Source organism: Prevotella histicola (assembly GCF_055385135.1).
The window spans coordinates 269070-290938 of record NZ_AP043794.1 but is presented as its reverse complement, the minus strand read 5'-3'; the positions used below and the strand labels follow the sequence as shown (position 1 = coordinate 290938).

Below are 21869 nucleotides of genomic sequence, written 5' to 3'. Positions count from 1 at the left end.
AGATAGGGATTTGTCTTCAGTAAAACACTGGTGGAAATCAAATATTTCATTTGACGATCTTAGGTTGATGATTGTCTATGGAAGCCCTGACCATCATTGTGATGTGGATGTAAATGCCTTCTTTTCTTCGTTTGTTATCTTTCGATTCTTAGGTATCTGATGTCTGGAAGAGCGTTTCATCTTGTGTTATATATGAGGTGGGATGCGTATATATAGCATAGGGACAAATGCTTTCGACTGTCCACGTGATAGTTGATGTTGTGGATAGACGAAGGCATTTGCCCCTGTTCTATTGCTATTATGCACATTTTCTGAAAGTCATAATAGCCTTTTTTCTTTCTTTCCCGTGCCTTTTAATGCTTCTATAGACGGTATGAGACGGGATGATTAGCCCACTGATTGACTCTTGAACTTCCTCCTTTTTGATGCTTTAAACCAGAAATAGAGGAGTAAAAAGATGAAAGCGATGAGGATACAGACCATGAGGAACGTGTATTTCTCTGGTTCAACCCAGAACTCATGGAAGAAGTTTATACGCCCAAGGATCTCCACTGGAGTCCAAAAGATAATCACTGTAGCAATCGCCATACGGATGTTTGCACCCCAAGAAGCCAGGAAAAGCTGGCGTTTGAACATGAATAATGACCCAACAAGACAGCTGACACCAACAAGATAAGTCACGGGATGGTGGTCGCCAAGGAAGTTCTTATCGTAGCAAAACATCAACAATAAGTATAAAGCCCATAGCATCATGTTCAGTTCCATGAACGTTACTATGGAGGTATGGCGGGTCATTGGCTGGAAGACAATCTGTTGTTTGCGCTTCCCAAAACACTTTTTCTGTATCCAAGTGATGAAGTCACAACCGTTCTTTGTACTGAAGATATACATTGTCATGACCATCATCCACATTCCAAAGGAGGCTGGCATGATGAGATATTCGGGTTTGGTTACTACCTGACCGTTCTCTATCTCTGGTGGAACACCATATCTCCGGGCATAGTAAAGGAAGAGAAACTCTACCCAACCCGTCCAGAAAAGCAGTCCACCAATGAGCCCCCAGAGGGTCTGTCGGGTGTCTCCCTTGACGAATACACCAATGATTACCATTATCAACCCCACGAATCCCATTGTGAAACCTGCATAATGAACGGCTGTAGGGTCCATAAACTTCTCCATTAGTATCATGATTGCGTGCCCTAATGGCATCGTAAACAATACAAGAAGGAACGAAGCGATGGCTCGCCAAGGGTATATTTTCTTTGATTTCTGACCTTTCTCCTTTGTGCTTTGGTCTTCAATGTTTGATGTTTGGACTTCCATTATATTATTATTTCATTGTTACAATCTTTCTTTTTCTGTATGTTTATAGGACTCTCTACGGTAGATACGTGAGTAAATGACGTACTAATCATACCCATCTCATAGGTTATTTCTCTGTAATAGCAGCCTTTCCCATTCGTGGAAGGGGAGAAGTTGGTGTCTCTTTCCTATATATCTACACTCACTCCTACCATCAATTTCGTACCATCTGTCAGTGGACAGTTGAGATAATAGTACTCTGGTTTATAATTAAAGAGGTTATCGAGTGCGAGAGAAACCTTTATTTTCTTACCGAAACGTTGGACTAATGCCAGCTTGAAGAGCACATATGCAGGGTAATGAATGGTGTTGATACCTTTTGATATGTCGTAATAATCAACGAATTCATAGTTGTCAACAGCCGAAAGGAAGCGTCCGTCTAAGCTAATATCTAATCCATAATGCTGTGAAAACTGGTGATCCCAGTCAATATGTCCCGTCATTGAATGTTTACGAGCAGGGATATATTGATTGTTTACAGACTCTCCTGCCTTGTTCTTGGGTAGGTGTTCGTCTGTGTAAGCATATGCCAGACGTGCTGTAATACCGTTGCTCCATCGTCCTTGTACCGTTGCTTCTGCTCCAATAACATTATAATTCTGGAGGTTTAGATAGGGAAGATGGGGCATAATGTCGGTTGCTGACTTATAGAAAGGTGCTCCCGTGGCTATCTTATTATCAATTTTATTGTAGTAACCACTCACCGTAAAGTTGTAATGTCCTTTGGTATAATCAGCTGAAAGGTTGATGTTATGACTCACTTCTGGCTTCAAATTGGGGTTACCTTCTACTATCCAGATACCTGCCATGTCGAAGTTATAGTACTTCTCCTTTAGTGTTGGAGCACGGAATCCCATGCCATATCCGAGTCGGATATTGAGGTTTCGGATGGGCTGATAGCGTAGATTGAGTTTCGGAGTAAGGCGTGATACGTGTCCATCCGAGAAGTAATCGTAACGCAAAGCCCCTACAATCTCCCATTGTTTATTAATGTTCCAATCGTATTGGGCGAATGCATCAAAGGCATCCTGCGTACGTGTATGACCTTCAATGTTTGTGTTGAAGAGATAATCGTGCATGAAATCGGTACCAACCGACAGTACATTACCCCCTGAGAAAGTGTGATTGTAAAGCAATCTGACACTGTTTTGCACGTTGGAATAGTCTCTTATGTCAAGACGTGTGATGCGTTGATAGTCTGATTTGTCGTATTGATCAAAGGAATAAGCCAACGAAAGTTCATCATTCTCCGTTGGTTTCCACTCTCCACGCAGTCCTCCTGTGAAGTCACGGTAGCGTTCTGGCACCTCTTCTGTACGTGTCATCTGTCGGAAGAAGTAACCTGCTCGTCCTGTTATCTTTATCTTTTCGTTCGGAGAATACGACAGTTGATCCTTGAAATCCCATACTTTATCACCGTATATCGTGGAAATGACGCGTGTGATAGGGTGCAGTCCGTTGGTGACATTGTAGTTATCTACACTGTTTCTGTTGACAGTTAGCAAGTTATTCCATTGCTTTTTCCCCAGCTGAAGGGATAAACCGTATCGTTGTTCATTGTGTTTCGACCAGCGAGCGTTGACGTTTAGTGCGAAATTTCGTACTCCTTTCTTCGTGATAATATTGATAACTCCACCCGCAGCGTTCGATCCGTAGAGGGCTGAGGCAGCTCCTTTGACAATCTCTATATGGTCAATATTCTGCATACCGATGCGTGTGAAGTCCACATCGTCCATCGTTTCACCTGCCAATCGTTCGCCATCAACGAGGATAAGGACACTCTGTCCGGCAAAGCCAGATAGGTTCATGTGCACCTGTTGGTTCATGGCATAGGAGAATTCTACGCCTGGAATGACTTGTTGTAATAGGTCATGTAGGTTCGTGGCATCGGCCTTTCGGATGTCATCAGCCGATATAACCTTCGTCAGAACGGGGGTGTTGGCAAGCAATTTCGGCGTACGTGTACCCGTCACTACAACCTGTTCCATCTCTATGGGGGCGGCAAGAGAGTCAGGAAAAACCTCTGCCCAGCCCGTCAAAGGAAGTAAGGAAGCAATGACAGTGATAAGTATTGAAGACCTCATAACGTGGGTTTAGTATGGATATTTATAATTAATTGTCAACCAACACTTTGTTCCTGAAGTGTCCATGTAGTTCTTTAACTGTACAGCAGCGTACTTTCCGTTCTTCAATCGGATGATAAACACATGACTGTTCAGGGTAAACTGAGGAGGCATAGGAGGAATATTGATGCGTAACCAGGATGATAACACCTTATTAATAGTGATACCCTGGCAGCCAATAATCCCTGATAACATCTGTGATTGGTCAGCCCAAACCTCCGACTCACTCCACTCATCACCCGTGAAAACAGCTCCTGTAAACTCCGAACTGTTCTTTGGTAGCTCGTCAAGGGAGGTGTAACGGGTTTCCAACACCGCTCCTCCGTTCGTCCGAACATTGTTCCGATGGAATGCAAGACTCCATGATGCAGGCTCTGGTTGTGCCCCTGTTGGTGTGTAACCACGCCGTTCATACTTTGAGATCCCCTCTCCAAAGACATCGAACCAATAGGAATATAAACCCGTTTTTCCGTCAGATGGTGCTCCGGTTGTTGGTATTGGATAAGCTGTGAAGACGGTCTGAGCCCTCTGCAAACCAGCCGTATCCTTTCGTTCAACATACTGTTGCAGTGAGTCGAAGTCAACATAATACCAGTCCTTCCAGCTTGTTGCGTTCACAAAGAGTTGTCCTTGCATGACGTTTGTGGCGTTGGAAGGTGTGTCATATATATCATCAAAGACCCCATTGCATGCTGATGCCATCAACAGGATGACACCACCAGCAAGGAGTCTTATCGACTTTAATGCTTTATGCATAGGTCATTCAGACTTATTTCTTCTGACCATTGAACTCTGCTTTGATATCCATTGGCATACCAGTGAACTGATATACTGAGTTAACAGAGATGGAATTAGTCCCTACAAACTTAATTGTTATCTTGCTTGGTTTGATGAAGTCAAGGTCTTTGTCCATGGTATTACCTTTCACATGTACCTTGATGCCATCCTTAGCAAGCTCACGTGAGTAGGTTTTTGTTGCCTCATCATAAGCTATATTCTTCACAGTATATGTGCCAATGACCGTGTTACCCATTACAGGTAAGCCTTCATATTTCTCTTCAGCAACCATAACGGTGATGGTACCGTTGGCATTTTTAACGATAGTATAGGATGAACCTTTAGATTCGTAAGGACCAAACATACCTCCAATCTTGATGGTTCCTTTTCCTGTATATACCTCTTCATTACTTGAAGCAGCAGGTACGAACTTGATATCTTTTATATCTTTTGTTTCAAAAGTTACACTTGAACCATCCTTTTTATTGATAGTTACGGTCTGTGCCTGCAGATTTGCTACCCCCATGAGGGCAATTGCTATTAGTGTAAAAAGCTTTTTCATTACTTCTTGATAAATTTGAATGATTTAGTTGATGATTTAACGATGAAGATTCCACGTAGTCCATTGAGCGGAATCTCCACAGAACCGTTGCTGTTAACGGTCGCTGTACCTACTGTCTGACCGTCAATGCGATAGACAGCAACAGTGCTTCCGGGTTGTAATCCTTCACCTTTAACGCTGTTGTCAAGTGTGAAGCGCACGTCACGTGATGCGTTAGGTGCGGTTTGAATAGCTGTTGGTTCTGTGATAATCTCGAAGGTAAGACCTTCTGTAAGAGGGAAGTTCACGGTCTTTGTGCCTGCTGTTATGACAAGATCAGTAGCCGTAAAAGTTACTGTAGGGTCGTCAGACAGGGCAAAGATAGTGGTCTTTCCGTCTTTCTCGCTTACTTTCACATGATCGGCAGCACGAACTGTCGTACTGGCGAAGAGTGCCAATAAGGCGAGTGTAAGTGTACGTAAAACTTTTTTCATGTAACTTATTATATTGTTAAGTATTATTATTGGGTGCAAAGATAATTATTATATAGATAGGCTGCAATACCCAATTATTATGATTTCTCATTACTTTATGCCCCCAATAGACGATGGTAAACGTTTAAATAGCGTCTCTTTCATGGTGTAATCACTCGGAAATATGCTCTTAATTGAAGTCGTCTTTCACTATAGATTCTCTCTGAACGCCCTGTTCAAGTAGGATAGTCTCTATCTCTTTTACAAATGGACACGTACCAACGATATAGCATTGGCTGTCTAAAAGATAAGGAATATGCATGCTAATATAGGTCTTATCTATGCGTTTCTGGGTCTGTGTAAAGACAGGTAGATAGGTATAGTTGGGTAAAGAACATTGTTTTAAATCCTTGTGGAAGGCAGCTGCCGATTCATTCTTACATGAATAGCACAACGTTACATGCCCAATGAAATGCTGTAGTTCCAATTCCTTGAGCATAGAGACAACAGGTGTAATGCCTATTCCTGCTACAAAGAACACCACATGACCCTTGTTTCGTAGGGTGAAATCACCCATTGGTGCAAAGATTGTCGCCTGATCACCCACGGACATATCCATTATACTTCTCTTGAAGGCACTGTTACTGATGCGCATGGCAAACTTCAGCGTGTCCTGTGAGGGGTGAGAGACCATTGATAGGGGACGCAAAGGCATGTCAAGATGCGTGTATTGGGGTGTATGTAGTTGTAATACGGCATATTGTCCAGCCTTATATGTCAGTCCTTTGGGCTTCTCGAAGGTCAGTAACAAGGTGTTATCTGAGATGATTTCCTTGCTTAAGAGACTTACTTTACGGGTGTCTTCGATCTTAGAAGGTGTGTAGCTACACCATTTAACGGCTTTGTTCATCGCTTTAGCAGTAAAGAATCCACTGTAAATAGCCCCAGAATAACCACCTCCTGATGGTGCCCAGGCAGAGGAGAAGTATAGGTTTCTTACAGGGGATGCGGTCATTTTTTCTCTCGATGGTCCTGTCTGACCTGTGGATTGTACGTATCCATAGGCGGTACCTGCAGGGTTGAGCGTATAACGATGAATGGTTTTCGGGGTTGCTACTTCGTAATATTCCAAGTAGTTCAGTATGGTTGGATATTCTTTTTCCAACCGATTCAACAGTGTTCTTGCAACTACTTCTTTCTGTTTCTGATAGTCTTTATCATCAAGTTTCTCCCAATCGGCTAAGTAATCAGTAGTGCAGATGACTCCGAAACTCTTCCCTTTGGGACATAACTGAGCGTCTATCACCCCGTAATTGACGAATGTAAACGACCGTTCAGCCCATGGACTGTGTGCATCGTCTTTCATGTCTTTGAGTGATTTTAGTGCTTTGTTGAGAATCACATTAGAATAATGTGTAACCCCCAACTCCCTCAAATCAATATTAAATCCTAAATAAACAGAGAGCAAGGAGCATGCTGGTCTTAGTTTGCCGATCCTCTTTTGTAATGCACTGCGCTGTGGTTCGGGTAGCATTTGGGCAACATTGGGCTGGGCAGCATTGGCAATCACGGTGTCTGCATAGACCTTTTCCATAGGAATTGTTCTGTTGAAAGTGTCCTGATAGGCAACCCCAACAGCACGGTTGTTCTCTATCAGTATCTCCTTAGCGTACTTCCCCGTGAGCACCTGACCACCATGTTGCTCAATAAAGTGGACTAAGTAATTGGACAAGGCTTGTGAACCCCCTTTTACAAAGTGTCCTCCACCGTTGAGATAGCTGCCTTGAGCCACCAGAAAGTACATCAGAGACAGGTTGAATGGGTCATCAGTATAATAGCACATATTAGCTGTAAGAATAGTTTTTAGGCGTTTATCCTTAAAGTGTTGGTCGAGCCATTCACCTGCAGTGAGTCGGGAAGTGCGGGCTATAGTAGGGTAGAGTAAGGGCATCAAGGGGGATATCAGTCGTCTGAACCACTTACTACGAGGCATCTGATGCATTTCTTTATACAACTTTTCTATGGTGATGAAGAAGTCATTGATGGACTTTCCCTCTTTAGGAAAATCCCGTATTAGTTGTTCTTTTGCTTGCTTTCCCTCTGGCAGGACATACGAAAAGCCACCTTTTCTTATATGGTATAGTTCGGGAATCTTTATGAATTCAACCCCATCGAAGAGCCCTAACAACTCCATTATGGGGCGTTTGAAATCCTGTTCATGCAGACCGTCTATCTCATGTAGCCCCACTTCCATGAGGAAATCCTTGCGTTTGAAGGCTGTAGCACATCCTCCCGCTATGTAATGTTGCTCAAGTACCAGGACTTTTTTACCCCAAAGAGCAAGTAATGCACCAGCTGTCAGACCTCCCAAGCCGCTCCCTATAATAATACTATTGTATGTTTTCATTTCTTGAAATATTTTCTTAACTTTGGTGCAAAATTACTATTGTACCTCAAAAGGTGCAATACGCAGAAATAACCATTTACGAAAATGAACACTACCCATCCTCTTGAGGCACTTGTCAAGAAGTATATTCCCTATGCTGAGATGCTCTCCGAGATAGGTAATAACGCTGTTTATATAGTGGATAAGTACGGGCATTATTACTTTATCTCCGACAAGTTCTCTCTCTTTGGTTATGATGATATCCCTGAACAAGGTAGTGATAAGGTTCAGGATTACCCCCTTACGGATCGTATTCACCCAGACGACTTGGCACTTAAGAATCAGATTGACGCTGAAATCTCCACTTTTCTTTCCACACTTCCCAAAGAAGAGCAAACCCAATATAAATGTATCTATGAGTATAGGGGCTTGGCTCCTGATGGCGTTTATAGGAGAGTGATTCACCAGCGGCAGTTTATGGAGGTGACGGAGGACAACTGTTTGATACTGGGTATCATAGAAATCGCTCCCGAACAGGGGGATAATCTGCCCGTACGTGTGCATATGAAGCACTGTGTTACGGGTGAAATTGTCCCTATCTCCGTAGAGAATGAAACCGTTCCACAGCTAACTCCACGGGAAAAAGAAATCCTTCTGCTTGTCAGTGAAGGCCTTTCCAGCAAGGAAATTGCCCAGAAGCTTTTCATAAGTATCTATACTGCCAACCGACATCGGCAGAATATACGGGAGAAATTACGGGCAGGGAGTATGATTGAAGCTGTGAATATTGCCAGAAGAAAGGGGCTTATCTGATAATAACGAGTTGGAATTAAAGACGTAGAACGGTCTTCATATGCGTTCATGTGTTGTGCAGAGAAGCCTGAATACCTGATGAAAAATGCCTCAAAGTGCGTTTATGCTATTGCAGGTAATGTTCCCCTTTGTCAAATTAATTCCTCTTGTGCTTTTCAATACATGCTCTTTTGCATTGTAAAAGACGCCCTTTTGTATTGCAAAACATGCCCTTTTACAGTGTAAAAGGTGCCCTTTTGAAACGTAAAAGGGCACCTTTTGGAAAGCACGTCGTAACCCTTTGATACTCTATAGGTTACAAAGTTGGTTTTTCTTAGTTTTCGTTTGTTTTACTAACAATACTCTTGTTCTCTTTGTAAGAGTATTTCTTAACTTGCGATAATGGATTCATCGGCATTCAGTCTTTGTCCCCATTATCTGCAGTCTCTTCTATTTTCCCCACACCTCTGCGGCAATCTTCTGTACAAGATCAATCTTTGCCCACTGTTCAGCTTCGGTCAGTTTGTTGCCAATCTCACAGGAAGCAAAGCCACATTGTGGACTGAGGCAGAGGTTCTCAAGCGGTATGTATCGTGCTGCATCAGCTATTCTGGCTTTTATTTCGTCAGGATTTTCAAGTTCAGGACGCTTGGTTGTGATGAGTCCGAGCACTACTATCTTACCTTCAGGGATATATTTCAGTGGTTCGAAGCTGCCAGAACGGGCATCGTCATACTCCAGATAGAAAGCATCAACATTCTCTTTTGCGAAGACGAACGGTGCAACGGGATCATAAGCTCCTTCTGCTGCGTAGGTGGAATGATAGTTTCCTCGACAGGTATGAGTGGTGAATGCAATATCTGACGGTCTTCCTTCGAGTGCCAGATTATTTACCTTCAGATAGTTATTAGCCAAAGTCTCGAGTGAATCTTTGTCTCCTCCGAGAGCTTTCCAGAAGTTTTTGTCAACCACCATGCTCCATGTACAGTCGTCAAACTGTATGTTACGGCATCCAGCAGCATGCAGATCAGCAATCACTTGGCGGTAAGCCTTGGCAATATCCTCTATCAGTAGATCCGTATCGGGATAGTATTTCAACGTATTCTTTGTATTTTCACCTCGGAAAAGTTCGGCAAACAACTGTGCAGGAGCAGGGATTGTCTGTCGTGCAGTAACCCCTTCTTCCTCGAATTGCTTCACAAACTTGAAGTGTTCTACGAATGGATGGTTCTCACCAGAGATGCGTCCCGTCAGCTGAATAGAGCCTGGTGTGGTCTCTTCTCCGTGGAATTGGTATCCATGTTCAAGTTCAATCTCCTCTATACCATTGAGTCCCCACATGAAATCCAAGTGCCAATAGCTTCTGCGAAACTCTCCGTCAGTAATCACTTTCAGCCCGTGTGCCTTCTGTTTGGCAATGAGGTCGGTGATGAGACGGTCCTCAACAGCCTTCAATTCGGCATGGCTAATCTGTCCTTCTTTGAATTTCTTTCTTGCTTCTTTCAGTTCTTCTGGACGTAAAAAGCTTCCTACGATGTCAGCCCTGTATGGTGCTTGGGTTCTAATGTTACTCATATTCTTTTTCTTTTTATTTTGATTGTCATTGTTGATTGTGGTTGCAAAGTTATGGAAAAGGTATTTATTCTCAAAATATTCGGTGTTATTCGGGAAAATATACTAACTTTGCCGCAATTTAATAGATATGACAGAATATTATTCTGCATAATGAATAGTTTTTGAAATGGAGTACAATACAGAGTTAGATGATATAGACAAGAAGATACTTCGTATCCTTCAGCGTGATTCACACTTGACAGTTAAGGAGCTTGCAGCCCGTGTTCACCTCTCTCCCTCGCCCGTTTTCGAGCGTCAGAAGCGGTTGGAACGGGAGGGTTACATCGAGCGTTACATGGCTGTTGTCAACTCACATAGGGTGGGGAATGGCATCATGGTGCTGTGTAACATCCGTCTGAAGCAGCATACACAAGAGCTGATTCAGGAGTTCATGGATGTTGTTCAGAGTATAGATGAGATAACGGAGTGTTACAATACCAGTGGTGATTACGACTTCCTCATTAAGGTTTATGCACGTGATATGAAGCGTTATCAGCAGTTTATGCTCAACACTTTGGGTACGATAGACTGTATCGGAAGTCTGCATAGTATCTTTGTTATTGATGAAACAAAGAACACACGTGGTGTACCTGTAGTGTAAGGACTCCTCCATTTACTTCGTTTGTGGGACGGAATTGTACTTAAAGAAGAAAGGTTTTGTGCAAAAGCGATTGGACATTTGTCCTTAATCTGTTCTCTGTGGGTAGTCAACAGGGTGGCAGAACGGGGTTGTTCTTTCTCCGTTTCTGTGTTTGCTGTCACTGCTGTCACCCTTTTTTAGCTCTCAAAACGTTAGGAATGAGATGCTTATGGGATATGTTAAAAGTGACAGCAAAGTAATTTTAAACTTAGATAGGAGTAGTAATGGTTCTCCTGTTTACCCTGTGGCAGTGGCATAAAGTATGTTTTTTATAGAGTTGTTCATGGGTAGTTCTTTTATAACAAAGCCCTGATGGCATATCCTTCATTCCCCTTTTAGCACCGTAAAGGGAAGAGAACGAAACGCTTCAAAAACCCATTGACAAATCATTATTTCAAGGTTACATTTGGCGGTTATTACATTTTTATATACCTTTGCGCAGATAATAAAGAGGCAATGACGCCTTGGTAAATGGGAATAACGTCTTAATAAATAAGGAGACCACTACTGGTTTATGGTTATGAAGAAACTAATTGCAGTATTCGCAATAATAACAACACTGTCTTTCTCTTGCTCAATGATGGCGTCAGCACAGGTTGCTGGGGCTAAAACGACTGTTGCAAGTGCTGATACTTTGTCTGATGCAGCACTTGATGAAACGGGAGTTGCTGACCAGACAACGGCAAAACCGAACAAAGAGAACGCAGGTTTTCATCAGGAACTCAAGCAGAAGTTCATCGAAGGTAATGCCGGTTTCATGTCACTTGTCGCTTTGGCACTTGTTCTGGGACTGGCTTTCTGCATAGAACGTATCATCTATCTGAGTCTTTCAGAGATTGATGCGAAACGTTTTATGGGTAAGTTGGAGGATAAGATCGTTGCTGGTGACATTGAAGGAGCAAAGGATCTGAGTCGTGATACACGTGGTCCGGTGGCGTCAATATGCTATCAGGGCTTGCTTCGTATTGATGATTCCATAGAGAATATAGAGCGTAGCGTCACCTCATATGGTAGTGTTCAGAGTGCCAACCTTGAGAAAGGCTGCTCTTGGATCACGCTTTTCATCGCCATGGCACCGTCATTGGGATTCCTTGGAACGGTGATTGGTATGGTAATGGCATTCGATCAGATACAGGAAGCAGGGGATATCAGTCCGACAATCGTTGCTGCTGGTATGAAAGTAGCATTGATAACAACCATCTTCGGTATCATTGTTGCCTTGGTATTGCAGGTGTTTTACAACTATATCCTCTCTAAAATAGAGCATATCACAGCCCAGATGGAAGAGTCAGCTATCTCCCTTTTGGATGCGATAATGAAGTATAAAGTGAATAAATAAGTAGCTCCTCTCGCTTATTCTTATCCATAAAAAGAGGGAAAAGAGTAGCTTCTCTCCCTTGTTTTCACCCAAAAGGAGAAAGAAAAGAGTAGCTTCTCTCCCTTGTTTTCACCCAAAAGGAGAAAGAAAAGAGTAGCTTCTCTCGTTTATTCTCATTCAAAAAGTGGGGGAGATGAGGCGCTTCTCTCGTTTATTATCATTCAAAAGGAGAAGGAAAAGAGTATTGAGAGCATACCGTGCGTGTGAGGTTGAGAATGGAGTTTGGGGCTGATGTCTTACTCTCTTGGCTCCTTTTAACTCACAACAGAGCCTTTAGCGTAGCTTCTCTTGGCTCCTTTGGCTTCTCTAACTCCCCATAAAAATAACCGATTTTAGCAATGAAGAAAATAAAAGGATTGGTAAAAATGGACGAAGAACGCATATCACAGCGCATACTTTACGTGATGGTAGGGCTTGTGGTTGCAGTCTTTCTGTGCTTTTATCTCATAGGTTTTGATGAACCTTTTGCAGCCGATTCATCTTTCAATGCACCCATGTTGACTGATTTATTGATTGGTTTCATGTGGTTCTTATTCGGTATTGCTGTTGTTGCAGCAGGCATTGCAGCAGTGCGAAGTGTACGTCTTGCACGTAATAATGAGCGTCTTTCAAATGGTGTTCCAGCACGAAAGATTACTACAATCGTATATGGTACAACCTTCCTTTGCCTTGTTCTGACGTTTGTTTTTGGCTCGGCAAAGACGATGATTATCAACGGTCAGAACTTCTCGGACACCTTCTTGCTACGCATTTCGGACATGTTTGTCAACAGTTCGTTGTTCCTTCTGCTCTGTGCAGCAGGTGTTGTGATCTTCGGAGCTACACGTTATTATAGAAAGGAGCGCATGAAATGATGTTCCGACAGCGGGAAAGGCGTAAGGTGCCAGGCTTAAATACGACGTCAACAGCGGACATCTCGTTTATGTTGTTGATTCTTTTCCTTGTCGCTTCATCAATGGATCTCGACAAAGGGATAGCCCGTCAGCTTCCACCTATGGAGAAAGAACAGAAGCAACAGACTGCTGTTGACGGACGAAAGGTCATCCGCTTGGCGATAGATGCTAATAATAAGGTTACTATGGATGGTAAGAATGTCAGTATGAAGGACATACGTCAGCGTACTGAACAGTTCGTTAATGCTAACGGAAAGAGCCATCTCATACAATTACAGACCGACCGTAAAGCATCTTATGATACCTATCTGCATGTTCAGAATGCACTTGTTGCAGCTTATAATGCCGTTAGAAACAGTAAAGCATCCGACCTTTTTGGTAAATCTTTTGACCTTTGCAGTACTGAACAGCAACAACAGATTGCTGATGAGGTACCTATTCGGGTATCAGAAGTCTATGCTGTATCAGCAAATAAACCAACAACAACGGAGAAAGGAGGGGCAGAATGAGTTTCTATCGTGGACGTAATCATGAGATTCCTGCACTGAACACAGCTTCATTGCCCGACCTAATATTCTCAATTCTCTTCTTTTTCATGCTCGTTGTACACATGCGTAAGACCACGGTACACGTCAAATATCAAGTGCCAACAGCCACAGAACTCTCCCGACTGGTCAATAAATCGAGTGTACAGTATATATATGTTGGCTATCCAATGAACGAAAAAGGAGAGGCAATAAGTAAGAATATTGTCATACAACTGAATGATAAAATCACAACAATACCCGCAATAAAGAATTATCTTCTGCACCTTTCTGCTTCACTGCCTCCTGAAGATCGTAAGGCATTGAGTGTGAGTATTAAAGCTGATCGTAGGGCAGATATGGGGACTATACTTGACATTAAACAGATGCTTCGGGAAGCTAATGTCCTCAATGTGAACTTCTCTGCTACTATGAGTCACAGTATCAAGTACTAAGGAAGATGATGTTCTAATCCGTAGTAATTTTATCTTTTTCCTTTTGGTATTTGAATTATTTTTTGTAATTTTGTCCCAAATAACAAAGAAAATAAGAAATGGCACACAGAAGTTTAGATCGTCTTGACAAGAAGATTTTGAGTCTTATTGCTGAAGATGCACGAATTCCTTTCCTTGAGGTAGCAAGAGCTTGCAACGTTAGTGGCGCTGCAATTCATCAGAGAATACAGAAATTAACGAACCTTGGAGTACTGAAAGGCTCCGAATTTATTATTGATCCAGAGCGTATTGGATATGAAACTTGTGCGTTCATAGGTCTGAATTTGAAGAATCCAGAGAAGTTTGATGATGTCGTTGAGGCACTCCGTCAGATTCCAGAGGTGGTTGAATGCCACTATACAACAGGTGAGTATGACCTCTTCCTGAAGATGTATGCTTATAACAATCACCATCTTATGGAGATTATTCATGACAAACTGCAACCATTAGGCTTGTCACGTAGTGAGAGTTCTATCTCTTACAATGCTGTTATCGACCGTACTCTGCCTATCAGTGGTATGCGTGTTGCGGATACGATTCTCTCTGATGACGAGGAAGAATAGGATTGTTTGTAGTAAAAACATAGAAGACAAAGACTATATTTGAATTATTATTGAGAATGTAGTGGGCATTGATTGCAGTCTTCAAAGGTGAAAAGATGAATGGGTACGTCGGTGTGACGTACCTTTTTTTTGTACTTTTTTTGTAAGGAAGGCAACTGTTTTTTAGGTTGATTTAGGGGCTATTGTTTTGTGATTCTTGGTTGATAATGCTTATATATGCTACTGTCTGAATTGTTTTCTTTATTGAATTGTATTGCATCATCTTGTTTGATACCTTGAAAAGAATGGCAGATTACATTGTAGGAAAATATCTTACAATAAAAAGAATGCCTAATAATTGAGTAGGAAGGGGATTCGTTCTTTTTGCGAATCTGTAACCATCAGATAATCAATAGCTTATAAGTGGCAAAGTAAAAGGTGCCCTTTCGCGGTTCAAAAGGGCATGTTTTACAGTGTAAAAGGGCATCTTTTGCAATGCAAAAGGGCGTCTTTTACAATCCAATTTGTCTACCTTTGAAAATCCAAAGGTTATCGATAGGATTTTATTATGAATTTCTTTTACGTATTCTTCATTGGTTTTTTACTTTCTCTATGGTGGTTGATTAGTTATTGAACTTTTATGTTTGGGAATCTTTCTTAGACTCCCGAATAGATTATTGGAGTATTTCTTCTGATAAAGAAGACTTATGGAGAGGTGGTACTGAAGCCCTACAATGCCTTTTTATGGAGAATCATTTCTTGGTGTTTTACAATGTTTTCTCATCAGAAAATCCTCATATTGGTCTACTGGAGAGGATATATCAAAAGATAAATTGCTCTTTTTTATTGAAAGAAATAAGGACACATTCCCTCGTTTTTCCGCTCTCTATGCTCTCCAATGCGGACCAACGAGGACATGTGTCCTTATCCTTTTGTCTTTATTATTTAGTTTTTATCTTTTTTCTCTTTTGCTTTTTTACTGTTCTAAGCAGTCTTTTATCCTTATTATACTCCTCTTTTTTATAGTGCTAAGGCGTATTTCCGCTTCCTATCTTTTTACTTTTCTATTTCTCTTCAGCCTCTTCTTCTGGTGTATTGAGGATGATACTCGTTGCACCAATGGTGAAAAGCGTACCCCCACTGATGACTCTTCGCTCCCGATCACCAAGGATTTCATTGTCGACAAACGTACCTGTATACGACGGACCATCGCGTAATACGTACTGAAGCTTACCCTTCTTGTTGCGACTAACGGTGATTATACAATGCGTCATGTCCACACTGGGGTCTACAGTCTCGATGGGGCAGTTGATAGGATTGCCCTTTTGATAGCGTCCGATGACGTTTTCACCCATTTTCAAAGGGATAATCTGCCGATAATGAAACACATTTTCAATCACATTCAGTGTTCCATACTTACCTTCATCAGCGTCAGTATCAGGCTGTTCGTTCTCCTCTTTCTGTGTCTTTCTTAGTTTTGAGACCCCTATACGGATACCAAATTCCTTCCCACACTGGGGACATTGAAAGACAAGGCGCTGCCCTGCACTGTATTTTGTTTCGTCGAATGTGATGAAGTTATCACACTTCGGACATCTGACACGTTTCATAAATAAAGGGAATAAATAATCGTTGTTACTGTCCAATCTCAAGAACCCATGCTTTCTTGAAGCCCGGTGTTGTGTTCATAGACTTCAATTTAGCGTAAGCTTCATGCTGACTTGCGTAAAAACCATAAAGAACTTTGATGCTGCCAACGCCCTCATAGACACGTGTCTCACTGAATCCACGTTTCTGGAAGTACTCAACGTAAGCTCGAGCATTGGGCTCTGTGACATGACTTGCCAGTACTATCGTCCAGTAATGAGGGTTTTCTTCTGGTTTCTTCAGACTCCTTTGTGCTTCAACAGTGGCAGTTCTGACTGGTCGTACCTGTGCAGAAGCATTGGAAGTGTCGCTGGAATCGAAGATGTTATACAGTACTCCGCTCTTCACTTGCTGCTCCGGCAGACCTTTACGGTTGGATATTGGGAACGCAATAAGGAGTGTTGCAGCCAGCAAAGCAGCTGCAGCAGCACTGTTACGGAAGGCTTTCACGCTGATACTGATGCGCTTATCCTTCTTGTTCGTAGCATCAATGTATATTACTTTATGCTTGTTTGCACTGGCATCGGCAATGGCTGATGCATCAGTAGCACGCTTGAGACGTAGTAATGGGAGTTCGAAACTACTTAAACCATAGTAGTTCGGAGTAAGAATACCGCTTTCGAAAGGCTCGAACTGTAGCTTCCTTTCGGCGTTAGTATAAAGTTTTCCAAGGCCATTGAGCTCTACACATCCTTCATTCTCTAATGTATGATAGAGTTCAGCAACCTCTTCTTCTATCTGTGACAGTGCCTCTGGATAGCTAAGATCATAGGCATCGACATACGATTGCACGAGCAATGAGTCGTTCATCGTCAGCTGTGCATTGAATCCTAAGGTGCGATAAGGAGGCAGAAACATGCCGTCCTGTTCATCATATCGTGCCTTGATATGATGCGCAACGAAGCCACCTAACCCCGGAACAATGACACAGTCATTCTTCAAAAGGAGGATTTCTATATGTCGTTCGAGTTTTGTCACGTTTGCAAAATTAGTTATTTTATTTGAAAGAGGCAAGTGTCGTATCTTAAAATATCCTCGATAGAATGAAAAAGTTTATATTCCTTTTACATGTCAATAATTCTTTTTATCTTTGCGAAAGGTAAAATTAAAATAACCTATGGAATATATAAAGACCGAGATTGAAGGGGTTTGGATCATCGAACCTAGAGTGTTTAATGACCAGCGTGGTTACTTTTTTGAGTCATACAAACAGGCAGAATTCGACGAACATGTGGGCCATCACGTAGAGTTTATACAGGACAATGAGTCGAAATCAAGCTATGGTGTTCTTCGTGGACTGCATTATCAGGCTGGTGATTTCTCACAGGCTAAGCTCGTAAGAGTGATTAAAGGGCGCGTTGTTGACGTGGCTGTAGATATCCGCAAGAGCTCTCCAACCTTTGGAAAGTATGTTATGGTGGAGCTTTCTGAGGACAATAAGCGTCAGTTCTTCATCCCTCGTGGCTTTGCACATGGCTTCCTTGTTCTCTCGGATGAAGCTATATTTACATATAAAGTGGACAATGTTTATGCTCCACAGGCTGAAGCCAGCATTCGTTGGGATGATGAAACGATTGGTATCAAGTGGCCTATTGACGCTAAGGACGTGCTGTTGTCAGACAAAGATCTCAATAAAGGCTTTGCATTGAAGGATGCTAAGCTGTTTGAATAGTATATGAAAAGTCACATTATTATATATATATTAGTGGCGCTTTCGGCTTTGTCGGCTTGCAGAAACAGAGATGCTGGCTATCAGATGTCGCATGAAGACAAGCAGGCAAAGGAGATGATGCAGGGCATATGGACGAATGGAGAGAGCAGTGACCCAGCTATGTTGGCAAAGGGTGACAGTATTTTCTATCCTGATTCAGCCAGTATGCCGGTGCGTTTCTGGATCTATCAGGACACGCTCTACCTACAAGGACAGCACATTAATGGATATAAGATAACGAAACAGGCACCACATCTGCTGAAATTTCTGAACCAAAATGGTGACGAAGTACGGTTGGTAAAGAGTGGAGACAAGACCCTTCTGACGTTCTTCAACTATCATGTCTATGCGATGAACACGTTTGATGAACAGTCACAGGACACCATTGTACGCACAGATCTGGGCTATTTCCAGAGTAAAGTACATGTAGAAACAACGTCGGACCAGGTTATTAAGTCGACATATAACGATGATGGAGTTGAAGTTGATAATATGTATCTCGACAATGTGGCGTTAGTGAACCTGCTGAACCATGACAAACTCGTCTTCTCACACAACTTTCGGAAGCAGGAGTTCCAGTCACTTATCAGCAAAGACTTCCTTGAAAAGAGTATTCTTAGGAAGCTTTACTTTACGCATGCAGATGATAAAGCACTCTATTATGACGTTATCATCGGTATTCCTGATGCTTCCACAAGCTACGTTATTGAGCTTCGTATAACACCAGATGGTAAGATTACAAAGAAATTAAGGTAGCATCTGGCTCCTTATTCATACATAAGAAGGCTGTAGAAGGCATACGCATGCTTCTCTACAGCTTTTTGTTTGCCATCTCTTTCATGCTTAAATTAACTCTACAAAAAAGCAGTTTAGTTTCAAATAGGCTTGCTATTACTTTTAATATGTCATGCTATTGCCTTGTTCTCTGGTATTTATTGCCTTCTTTTCAGGTGTTTGCTGCGATGAAGAAGGGGATAGAAAAGACCGCAAATGTAGAATTGATGCTATCTAGGAGTTGGACAAATATGGGGTAAAGAGAGTAGGATTGATGGAAGACAACTGTATTTTTGAAGGATAACAGGGAATGTTTTGATTGCCAATAGATACGGACAGAGGGAGTACTCGGTATGAGTACTCCCCCTGTTTGGTGTTGTTACCAACGTTTTTAGTTGGTTGTATGTGGATGACTCAGGTGCTATTCATATGTGAATGATATGTGTTTATTACACCTGATGTGTCCCCTTTACTGTTCAATCATCCGTACCTAAGCCCCGCAGAAGAACAGAACTATCAGCTGGGCAGTGAAGATTCGGAGGAACATACTTAGCGGATAAACCGTTGAATAGCCAATGGCTGGTGCCTCACCCGTACAGATTGAGTTGGCATAAGCCAGTGCTGGAGGGTCAGTATAGGTTCCGGCAATCATACCCATGATGGTAAAGTAATTGAATTTATACTTCATTCGGGCTATTGTTCCGACGATTAATATTGGGATAATCGTGATGAGGAAGCCTGTATATACATACTTCAGACCATCGCCTTGTACCACTGTCTCCCAGAATCCTGCGCCTGCTTTGATACCGACAGAGGCGAGGAAGAGCGCCAACCCCATCTCACGTAGCATCATGTTTGCCGATGTTGTGGTGTAAGTTACTAAGTGCATACGGTATCCGAAACGCCCAATGAGGATGGCAATGATAAGCGGACCACCTGCCAAACCAAGCTTCAGAGGTACAGGCATCTGTGGAATGGCGATTGGAAGACTACCGAAGAGGATACCAACGATGATACCTATGAAGATGGTTGCGATGTTTGGAGCGTTCAAACGCTTCTCAGAGTTACCCATCAGTTCGGCAACACGGTTCACATTCTCTTCTGGTCCGACAACCATGATACGGTCACCAACGTTGAAGTGGTGGTTACGACTGGCAAAAAGTTCCATACCCTGGCGTGTGATACGTGTCACATTGACGCCATAGATAGAACCAAGATGCATCTTAGCCAGTGTCTTTCCGTTCATAGAACTGTTCGTTATGACGATGCGTCGACTGATCATTGGCTGTGGCTGGTCCTCTTCATGCCAGTCAACAACTATCTCCGGACCAATGAAAGCCTTGATGGCTGCAGCGTCACCTTCGGCAGAAACGATGAGAATCTCATCATCCATCTCGAAGACAGTGTCACGGTTTGGCACCTTCAACTCGCCTTCATGCATGATACGTGTGCAGACAATGTCACGGTTAAGGAACTCTGATATCTCCTTAAGTGTCCTACCTGTGATGTAGGCATTGGCTACTTTAAGATACATAGAGTGAGGTTTTGAATGTGGATTCTCAGCCTCTTCCTCGTTCAGTTTATCGTTTTCTACTTTCAGATTTACCTTACAAATATACTTAATGGCAAGTGTTGCACCGATGATACCAATCACTCCGAGAGGATAAGCACATGCATAACCCGAAGCAATGTCGAAGTCCATCCCTTGTTTGAACACACTGTGCAAGGCTTCACTGGCTGCACCAAGACCTGGAGTGTTGGTGACAGCACCGTAAAGAGTACCAACCATCATGGGCAGATTACGGAAGTTGCTGGTGTCAAAGAAGATGTAATAGCAGGCAAACATCACACTGATGTTGAGCATTACAGCCACACATGACAGTAAATTAAGCTTAATACCGCCTCTTCCGAAGCTCTCGAAGAAGCCTGGTCCTACCTGTAAACCAATCATGAAGACGAACAGGATAAGGCCGAAATCCTGAAGAAAGTTCAGTACAGGCAGTGGACCTGTGAAGCCAATGTGGCCAGCTAAGATGCCGACAAAGAGCACAAAGGTGACACCAAGTGAGATTCCTCCGATCTTCAACTTGCCTAAGTAGACACCAAAGGCAATGACAATGGAGTAAAGTAACACGATATGGGCTACCGTGTCCTGGACTTTAAATAAATTTGTTAACCAATCCATAAGTATTATTATTATTGCTTGCAAAGGTAATTATTTACTTGCATATAATCTAAGGAACGGTGTGTAATTTTCATTTACTTTGTCCAAAATGGTAAGTATAGGTTTTATCTGTAGTCACAGTGCTTGTTATTAGCGGGGAAAAACCGTCTTCTTGACGGGTTGGATAGTGGATAATTAAGTGAGAACTGTAGCTCTTCCGAGAACTCCTTTCTCACCTTTTTTATATACTGACGTATGGTTTTCTTAGGATTCATGCAGTGAATTCAAGTATTTTTTATAATTTTGTGACGTCATGAGGTATACTGTCAAATGCAATGAATGTGGCCGCGATTTTGTGGCTGAAGCGGAGAATTACGGGACAATGAAGTATCGTTGCCCTTACTGCGGTAATGTTTTGACTTGCAGATTCGACCCTCCTAAACCGTCACGTACGCGTGCACGGTCGGTAGTTCCATTGGTTGACGTCACCCCAGTACAGGCAAAAAAGATGGAAAACATGCCTGTGGCAAAGACGCATGTCATCAGTATGCCTACTAAGGAGAAGTTAGCTGAGATGCGTGCTAAGCTCAATGGTGCATCCCAACATGTTCTTCAGGCTTCCCTTCATGCTGGTGTGACGCTGAAGAATGCCACTGTCACAACGTCATCATGGCTTCGCAGGTTTCAGGAGAAGTATGCTGATGGCGATCTGTGGATATTCTTTGGTTTCAGTCTTCTGTTTATTTTGTCGGTGTTTATCGGACTGTTTATCTGTGCAGAAGTTGTGAAACTCGTTGCAGAAGGTCATTCATGGCTCTTCAAAAACTATATTGAAATTAAGAATTCATTGTAGACTGGATTGTCCTAATCAGCCTTCCAGTTCTTGATTTATCCCCTTCTTTTGTAAGAATTCTTCCCATAGACATTTTAATCTATGCTCTTTTATAAAGTAAAAGATGCCCTTTTGCGTTGCAAAAGGGCGTCTTTTACCATGCAAAAGGGCACCTTTTACAAGCCTCTTTGTAACCTCTTGA

Annotated in this window: 20 protein-coding genes; 10 read left to right on the top strand and 10 right to left on the bottom strand. The window is 42.4% G+C overall.

Annotated elements, in window-relative coordinates; genetic code table 11:
• Positions 1 to 387: 387 nt before the first annotated feature.
• The 6 genes from ACZ48L_RS10005 to ACZ48L_RS09980 form a co-directional block, all read right to left on the bottom strand.
• Positions 388 to 1323, bottom strand: coding sequence for a hypothetical protein (locus tag ACZ48L_RS10005; RefSeq protein ID WP_025792652.1), 936 nt, complete (start codon positions 1321 to 1323; stop codon positions 388 to 390).
• 167 nt (positions 1324 to 1490) lie between these two features.
• The gene (locus ACZ48L_RS10000) at positions 1491 to 3446 is read right to left on the bottom strand and encodes a TonB-dependent receptor plug domain-containing protein (protein ID WP_464722074.1); all 1956 of its coding nucleotides are present in this window, start codon (positions 3444 to 3446) and stop codon (positions 1491 to 1493) included.
• Between the two features lie 9 nt (positions 3447 to 3455).
• The gene (locus tag ACZ48L_RS09995) at positions 3456 to 4241 is read right to left on the bottom strand and encodes an HmuY family protein (protein ID WP_025792651.1); all 786 of its coding nucleotides are present in this window, start codon (positions 4239 to 4241) and stop codon (positions 3456 to 3458) included.
• 13 nt (positions 4242 to 4254) lie between these two features.
• Positions 4255 to 4824, bottom strand: coding sequence for a calycin-like domain-containing protein (locus ACZ48L_RS09990; protein WP_025792649.1), 570 nt, complete (start codon positions 4822 to 4824; stop codon positions 4255 to 4257).
• Positions 4824 to 5297 carry an Ig-like domain-containing protein gene (locus tag ACZ48L_RS09985; RefSeq protein ID WP_008823266.1) on the bottom strand — a complete coding sequence of 158 codons (474 nt, stop codon included), beginning with the start codon at positions 5295 to 5297 and terminating at the stop codon, positions 4824 to 4826. Before ACZ48L_RS09985 ends, ACZ48L_RS09990 begins: the two co-directional genes overlap by 1 nt.
• A 169-nt stretch (positions 5298 to 5466) precedes the next feature.
• Positions 5467 to 7683 carry an FAD-dependent oxidoreductase gene (locus tag ACZ48L_RS09980; RefSeq protein WP_025792648.1) on the bottom strand — a complete coding sequence of 739 codons (2217 nt, stop codon included), beginning with the start codon at positions 7681 to 7683 and terminating at the stop codon, positions 5467 to 5469.
• A gap of 84 nt (positions 7684 to 7767) precedes the next feature.
• On the opposite strand from ACZ48L_RS09980, the gene ACZ48L_RS09975 reads away from it, so the two are divergent.
• Positions 7768 to 8475 (top strand): response regulator transcription factor, encoded by a 708-nt coding sequence (locus tag ACZ48L_RS09975; RefSeq protein ID WP_025792647.1) that lies wholly within the window; start codon positions 7768 to 7770, stop codon positions 8473 to 8475.
• A gap of 429 nt (positions 8476 to 8904) precedes the next feature.
• On the opposite strand, the gene ACZ48L_RS09970 is transcribed toward ACZ48L_RS09975, so the two are convergent.
• Positions 8905 to 10029 carry a 5-methyltetrahydropteroyltriglutamate--homocysteine S-methyltransferase gene (locus tag ACZ48L_RS09970; protein ID WP_219491804.1) on the bottom strand — a complete coding sequence of 375 codons (1125 nt, stop codon included), beginning with the start codon at positions 10027 to 10029 and terminating at the stop codon, positions 8905 to 8907.
• Positions 10030 to 10195: 166 nt separating this feature from the next.
• On the opposite strand from ACZ48L_RS09970, the gene ACZ48L_RS09965 reads away from it, so the two are divergent.
• The 6 genes from ACZ48L_RS09965 (at position 10196) to ACZ48L_RS09940 (ending at position 14560) form a co-directional block, all read left to right on the top strand.
• Positions 10196 to 10669 (top strand): Lrp/AsnC family transcriptional regulator, encoded by a 474-nt coding sequence (locus ACZ48L_RS09965; RefSeq protein ID WP_025790644.1) that lies wholly within the window; start codon positions 10196 to 10198, stop codon positions 10667 to 10669.
• A gap of 559 nt (positions 10670 to 11228) precedes the next feature.
• On the top strand, positions 11229 to 12047 hold the full coding sequence (locus tag ACZ48L_RS09960) for a MotA/TolQ/ExbB proton channel family protein (protein WP_025790645.1): 819 nt from the start codon (positions 11229 to 11231) through the stop codon (positions 12045 to 12047).
• A 377-nt stretch (positions 12048 to 12424) separates the two neighbouring features.
• Positions 12425 to 12940: a hypothetical protein gene (locus ACZ48L_RS09955; RefSeq protein ID WP_025790647.1), complete on the top strand. Its 516-nt coding sequence runs from the start codon at positions 12425 to 12427 to the stop codon at positions 12938 to 12940.
• A complete protein-coding gene (locus ACZ48L_RS09950; RefSeq protein ID WP_025790649.1) occupies positions 12937 to 13488 on the top strand; it encodes an ExbD/TolR family protein in 552 nt (183 codons plus the stop codon). The genes ACZ48L_RS09955 and ACZ48L_RS09950 overlap by 4 nt, the downstream gene beginning before the upstream one ends.
• Positions 13485 to 13958 (top strand): ExbD/TolR family protein, encoded by a 474-nt coding sequence (locus ACZ48L_RS09945; protein WP_025790651.1) that lies wholly within the window; start codon positions 13485 to 13487, stop codon positions 13956 to 13958. The genes ACZ48L_RS09950 and ACZ48L_RS09945 overlap by 4 nt, the downstream gene beginning before the upstream one ends.
• A 98-nt stretch (positions 13959 to 14056) precedes the next feature.
• Positions 14057 to 14560, top strand: coding sequence for an Lrp/AsnC family transcriptional regulator (locus ACZ48L_RS09940; RefSeq protein WP_008823257.1), 504 nt, complete (start codon positions 14057 to 14059; stop codon positions 14558 to 14560).
• A gap of 1043 nt (positions 14561 to 15603) precedes the next feature.
• Here ACZ48L_RS09940 and ACZ48L_RS09935 read toward each other — a convergent pair.
• Together ACZ48L_RS09935 and ACZ48L_RS09930 are read right to left on the bottom strand one after the other, a co-directional pair.
• Positions 15604 to 16149 carry an FHA domain-containing protein gene (locus ACZ48L_RS09935; protein WP_025790654.1) on the bottom strand — a complete coding sequence of 182 codons (546 nt, stop codon included), beginning with the start codon at positions 16147 to 16149 and terminating at the stop codon, positions 15604 to 15606.
• Positions 16150 to 16174: 25 nt separating this feature from the next.
• Complete coding sequence (locus tag ACZ48L_RS09930; protein ID WP_008823255.1) at positions 16175 to 17164, bottom strand: HU domain-containing protein; 990 nt, start codon at positions 17162 to 17164, stop codon at positions 16175 to 16177.
• 139 nt (positions 17165 to 17303) lie between these two features.
• Here ACZ48L_RS09930 and rfbC point away from each other — a divergent pair, with 139 nt between their 5' ends.
• Positions 17304 to 17858 carry a dTDP-4-dehydrorhamnose 3,5-epimerase gene (gene rfbC, locus ACZ48L_RS09925; RefSeq protein ID WP_008823254.1) on the top strand — a complete coding sequence of 185 codons (555 nt, stop codon included), beginning with the start codon at positions 17304 to 17306 and terminating at the stop codon, positions 17856 to 17858.
• 3 nt (positions 17859 to 17861) lie between these two features.
• Complete coding sequence (locus ACZ48L_RS09920) at positions 17862 to 18653, top strand: DUF4738 domain-containing protein (RefSeq protein ID WP_025790658.1); 792 nt, start codon at positions 17862 to 17864, stop codon at positions 18651 to 18653.
• Positions 18654 to 19161: 508 nt separating this feature from the next.
• Here the strand turns inward: ACZ48L_RS09920 and ACZ48L_RS09915 are convergent.
• Entirely contained in the window at positions 19162 to 20856 is a 1695-nt protein-coding gene (locus tag ACZ48L_RS09915) for a putative transporter (protein WP_008823252.1), read from the bottom strand.
• Between the two features lie 292 nt (positions 20857 to 21148).
• Between ACZ48L_RS09915 and ACZ48L_RS09910 the strand changes: the two genes are divergently transcribed.
• On the top strand, positions 21149 to 21688 hold the full coding sequence (locus tag ACZ48L_RS09910; protein WP_025790660.1) for a TFIIB-type zinc ribbon-containing protein: 540 nt from the start codon (positions 21149 to 21151) through the stop codon (positions 21686 to 21688).
• The last annotated feature ends 181 nt before the right edge of the window (positions 21689 to 21869 follow it).

Excerpts from the sequence above, each read along its gene's own strand:
- ACZ48L_RS10005 (WP_025792652.1), bottom strand. The coding sequence starts at position 1,323 with ATGGAAGTCCAAACATCAAACATTGAAGACCAAAGCACAAAGGAGAAA.
- ACZ48L_RS09920 (WP_025790658.1), top strand. The coding sequence starts at position 17,862 with ATGAAAAGTCACATTATTATATATATATTAGTGGCGCTTTCGGCTTTG.
- ACZ48L_RS10000 (WP_464722074.1), bottom strand. The coding sequence starts at position 3,446 with ATGAGGTCTTCAATACTTATCACTGTCATTGCTTCCTTACTTCCTTTG.
- ACZ48L_RS09995 (WP_025792651.1), bottom strand. The coding sequence starts at position 4,241 with ATGCATAAAGCATTAAAGTCGATAAGACTCCTTGCTGGTGGTGTCATC.
- rfbC (WP_008823254.1), top strand. The coding sequence starts at position 17,304 with ATGGAATATATAAAGACCGAGATTGAAGGGGTTTGGATCATCGAACCT.
- ACZ48L_RS09940 (WP_008823257.1), top strand. The coding sequence starts at position 14,057 with ATGGCACACAGAAGTTTAGATCGTCTTGACAAGAAGATTTTGAGTCTT.
- ACZ48L_RS09955 (WP_025790647.1), top strand. The coding sequence starts at position 12,425 with ATGAAGAAAATAAAAGGATTGGTAAAAATGGACGAAGAACGCATATCA.
- ACZ48L_RS09935 (WP_025790654.1), bottom strand. The coding sequence starts at position 16,149 with ATGAAACGTGTCAGATGTCCGAAGTGTGATAACTTCATCACATTCGAC.
- ACZ48L_RS09965 (WP_025790644.1), top strand. The coding sequence starts at position 10,196 with ATGGAGTACAATACAGAGTTAGATGATATAGACAAGAAGATACTTCGT.
- ACZ48L_RS09980 (WP_025792648.1), bottom strand. The coding sequence starts at position 7,683 with ATGAAAACATACAATAGTATTATTATAGGGAGCGGCTTGGGAGGTCTG.
- ACZ48L_RS09960 (WP_025790645.1), top strand. The coding sequence starts at position 11,229 with ATGAAGAAACTAATTGCAGTATTCGCAATAATAACAACACTGTCTTTC.
- ACZ48L_RS09945 (WP_025790651.1), top strand. The coding sequence starts at position 13,485 with ATGAGTTTCTATCGTGGACGTAATCATGAGATTCCTGCACTGAACACA.
- ACZ48L_RS09975 (WP_025792647.1), top strand. The coding sequence starts at position 7,768 with ATGAACACTACCCATCCTCTTGAGGCACTTGTCAAGAAGTATATTCCC.
- ACZ48L_RS09970 (WP_219491804.1), bottom strand. The coding sequence starts at position 10,029 with ATGAGTAACATTAGAACCCAAGCACCATACAGGGCTGACATCGTAGGA.
- ACZ48L_RS09915 (WP_008823252.1), bottom strand. The coding sequence starts at position 20,856 with ATGGATTGGTTAACAAATTTATTTAAAGTCCAGGACACGGTAGCCCAT.
- ACZ48L_RS09985 (WP_008823266.1), bottom strand. The coding sequence starts at position 5,297 with ATGAAAAAAGTTTTACGTACACTTACACTCGCCTTATTGGCACTCTTC.
- ACZ48L_RS09990 (WP_025792649.1), bottom strand. The coding sequence starts at position 4,824 with ATGAAAAAGCTTTTTACACTAATAGCAATTGCCCTCATGGGGGTAGCA.
- ACZ48L_RS09950 (WP_025790649.1), top strand. The coding sequence starts at position 12,937 with ATGATGTTCCGACAGCGGGAAAGGCGTAAGGTGCCAGGCTTAAATACG.
- ACZ48L_RS09910 (WP_025790660.1), top strand. The coding sequence starts at position 21,149 with ATGAGGTATACTGTCAAATGCAATGAATGTGGCCGCGATTTTGTGGCT.